The 2779-nt window shown below is 44.7% G+C and carries 3 protein-coding genes and 1 pseudogene; 1 reads left to right on the top strand and 3 read right to left on the bottom strand.

Annotated elements, in window-relative coordinates:
- From Q0438_RS11160 to Q0438_RS10785, 3 genes and pseudogenes are all read right to left on the bottom strand, one after another.
- A pseudogene (locus tag Q0438_RS11160) lies at positions 1-56 on the bottom strand (twin-arginine translocation signal domain-containing protein); the annotation flags it as partial.
- 44 nt (positions 57-100) lie between these two features.
- Complete coding sequence (locus tag Q0438_RS10790; protein ID WP_299190794.1) at positions 101-463, bottom strand: TonB-dependent receptor; 363 nt, start codon at positions 461-463, stop codon at positions 101-103.
- The gene (locus tag Q0438_RS10785; protein WP_299190792.1) at positions 436-2016 is read right to left on the bottom strand and encodes a TonB-dependent receptor; all 1581 of its coding nucleotides are present in this window, start codon (positions 2014-2016) and stop codon (positions 436-438) included. Before Q0438_RS10785 ends, Q0438_RS10790 begins: the two co-directional genes overlap by 28 nt.
- Positions 2017-2205: 189 nt before the next feature.
- Between Q0438_RS10785 and Q0438_RS10780 the strand changes: the two genes are divergently transcribed.
- The coding region (locus Q0438_RS10780) for a dihydroxy-acid dehydratase (protein WP_299190791.1) at positions 2206-2779 on the top strand (574 nt) is incomplete at its 3' end.

Below are 2779 nucleotides of genomic sequence, written 5' to 3'. Positions count from 1 at the left end.
AGCCCGCTAGCCGCCAACGCAGACGTTAGTTTTAAGAAATTTCTTCTTTGCATCTGTTACTCCTTAACTTAAAATTTATATCTCTCTTTGTCACACAAATTTAAAACGCCGCATGAAAGCTCAGCCAAAACGTCCTACCAGGAGCATTTATCGTGCTAATCGGAGCAAAAGCCTCGATATGATCGGCGCTTATGAACTCAGCGTATTTTTTATCAAACACGTTATTTACTCCAAATTTCACGCCGAACTTATCTCGAATATTTACACCCGAATACAGATCCAGCGTCATGAAGCCCTTTGCCGCATCTTTATCGTCTATACCAAGCCCGTTGGCTGCATCGAAATCACCGCGCGTATGCTTGCTTACGGCTCTGGCTGCAGCTCCTACGTTCCACGAGCCGTATGCGAAATAGTCCTTGTAATCTACGTTTAAATTTAACTCAAACGGGCGGATTTGATACAAAGCTCTACCGTCGGTATCGTTTTGTCCGTAGGTATAGAGTAGGCTTTTGCAGCGATACCGAAATTTTGCGTAACGTTAAATTTAGCATACGCGCTAGTCTGAATGATTTTGGCATCTACGTTTCGCGCTATTATATCGCCGGAATTTGCGTAAATTCCATACTGTGCGCGAGCGCGATCGAAGATTATTAGATTTTTAACATCGTCGTAGCTGACGAATGCTCCCGCATCCAAATCCCCGCCGAAAGCGCTTTTCATATAATCCGCGCCATCTTTAAATTTAGCTTCGAGCTTCACTAAGTTATGCTCCTCTTTTTTCAAGAACGGATTACCCACTATCGATGAGCCTGGTCTTTGGGATATTAGGCGATTTTGCGCACGATTATAGACGAAATTTCCCAAAGAGTTAAATTTCTCTACGTTATCTCCAATACGCTCTATGTGAGCTATCCGCACGCCGTAGAGCTGATTTTGCGGAGTAAAGTCGTATTTCAGCTCCGCACTATAAGCATCTTCTTTGAGCGTGCCGTCTACCTGCCGTCCATAAAAATTTTGCCACAACATATTGGCGCTAGGAAAGAGCGTCGCAGGATTTAGCGGATTTTCTAACGTAAGATCCGCTTTCTTTGCTTTAGCGATATCTTTTTCGTAAGCTAGAGCCGCAGTTAATTTGTGCTCGGATGAAAATTCGTAGCTTAATGTGTCAAAAATTTTAAAACGATCTATATTCAAATCCGCGAAACGATACGCGTTTAATATGCTCTGGTTGCCGTTTATACGAAATCTTCGCCCTAGATGCTCGTCGCGCTCGTAGCTGGCTCCGATTTGATTATGCCAAGAGCCCAAATCTGCGTCATATTTAAGATAATAATCCCAAATTTTACGATTCAGCTTGATCTGCATATTTTGTGGGCTATTTCTTAGCTTATAGTTATTCGCTTCGCGCTTTATATTACGATATCGTGCTCCGAATCTTACGGTATTGCTAAGCTCCTCTAATCCTAAGCGTCCGTCAAGCCGTACGACGTGCCTATCGGTATCTACGGGATCCATCTGATACTCGGGCTGCTTATCGTCAGCTATATCGTCATGCATATACGTAAGGCGAAATTCTGCATATTCGCTCGGCACAAAACCTAAAATCGCAGCTTGAGCGAAGCGCTCGTAACCAAAATCTACCTCTCGGCCCAATCCGTCCTTGTAGCCGTTTGCCTTCGTGTGGTTGAGATTGAAAATACCGTAAAATTTGCTAGTACGGAAGTTTGTCAAAGCAGAGTTATAAAAATTTCTGCCGTAAAATCCGCTCTTTAGCCGTAGCGATGAGATCGCCTCGTCTATAGCGTCTGCCGCAGAATAATAATTTCGATCTGCGCGATCGAATTGGTTTTCTAACGTCTGCTTTTGTGCCGAAGGCGGAGCGATGAACTTAGGCGGACCGAAGGATTTTAGAGGACCGAACCTATCTGAATCCGCAAGCCTTTCCTCCTCTCCAAAGGCTCCTTGCGCGCTAAAAAGCATAAAAATTAACGAGGAACTAAGCAAAATTTTTCTCATTTCAACTCCATAATTGATAATTGGTATATATTATATCATAACTAAGAGTAAATTTATTTGATTTGAGTCAATATCTACTCTCAAATTCAACCCGTATGCTAAGCTACTACGTTGTATTTATAGGCGTGAAAAAGCAAAATTTATTATTAAATGTGATAAAATCCGCAAATTTCAATCCAAGGACATAAAATGAGAAGCGACATCATCAAAAAAGGCTATACGCGCGCGCCGCACAGAAGCTTGCTAAGAGCGACCGGACTAAAGGACGAGGACTTTGAAAAACCCTTCATCGGCGTAGCAAACAGCTTCATCGAGATCATCCCGGGGCACTTTTTTCTCAACAAATACTCCGAAATTTTAAAAGACGAGATCCGCAAAAACGGCTGCGTACCGTTTGAGTTTAACTGCATCGGCGTGGACGACGGCATCGCGATGGGGCATGCTGGGATGCTTTATAGCCTGCCTAGTCGCGAGCTGATCGCAAACTCGATCGAAACGGTGATGAACGCGCATGCCCTGGACGCGCTCGTGTGCATGCCAAACTGCGATAAAATCGTGCCGGGCATGGTGATGGGCGCACTTCGCGTGAACGTGTCTACGGTTTTCGTTAGCGGCGGCCCGATGAAAAAAGGCTACACTAAAAAAGGCGAGCCGATCGACCTATCTACGGCGTTTGAGGCGGTGGGTAAATTTGAAACCAAAGAGATCAGCGCCGAGGAGCTAAAAGAGATCGAGTGCGCAGCCTGTCCGAGCGGGGGCAGCT

Source organism: uncultured Campylobacter sp. (assembly GCF_938030785.1).
Taxonomy (GTDB): Bacteria; Campylobacterota; Campylobacteria; order Campylobacterales; family Campylobacteraceae; genus Campylobacter_B.
Note: the sequence above shows the minus strand (reverse complement) of the source record. Positions and strands in the feature narration are given on the sequence as shown.